A 527-nucleotide genomic window follows, 5' to 3' on the forward strand; every position below is an offset into this window, starting at 1 on the left:
GAACGATCACTTCAAAATTCAGTGGGTTCACTGCTACTTTCAGGTTCTGGCTCTGTTCCAGTACTACAAATAACTTCGTCATCAATAAATTCCTTTTCTAATGTATAATCCAACCAGCTCCAATCAAACAGATTGTCAGGAGTCTGGCCTATATAAAGTAACCGAGCATTCTCCAACATTGTTTCTTCCCAGGTCTCACCAAATTCATTTTGATAACACTGTGAAACAACGTCAAACAAATCCTGCACGGTTTTGCAATCAGCTAGCAATTGTAATGCTGCTTTCTCACCGATCCCTTTCCTACGAAGAGTTAGTTTGCCACCCCACATTACCTCTCTTCGCTGTCCACAACCACATATATTATCTGTGTTGTCGCCTACCAGCATTTGATAAAAGAAGAAATGTTTGGCATCAAACTCACTGATCCAATGAGGCAATACCTCTGGCTGTTTCTCTCCACAAGCCCAACGATAATGCCACCCACTGACAGTCTTTAAATCTTTGTCTCTTGAGCAGATGATTGTGCC

1 protein-coding gene is annotated in these 527 nt (G+C 41.7%); it reads right to left on the reverse strand.

Going from position 1 to position 527, the window contains the following annotated elements; translation table 11 throughout:
• Nucleotides 1-11: 11 nt before the first annotated feature.
• Nucleotides 12-527, reverse strand: a 516-nt coding sequence (locus tag N1032_RS27715; protein WP_259543950.1) for a hypothetical protein, incomplete at its 5' end; no start/stop codon positions are given.

Origin of the sequence: Herbiconiux daphne (assembly GCF_024979295.1) — a bacterium.
GTDB classification, from domain to species: Bacteria; Actinomycetota; Actinomycetes; order Actinomycetales; family Microbacteriaceae; genus Herbiconiux; species Herbiconiux daphnes.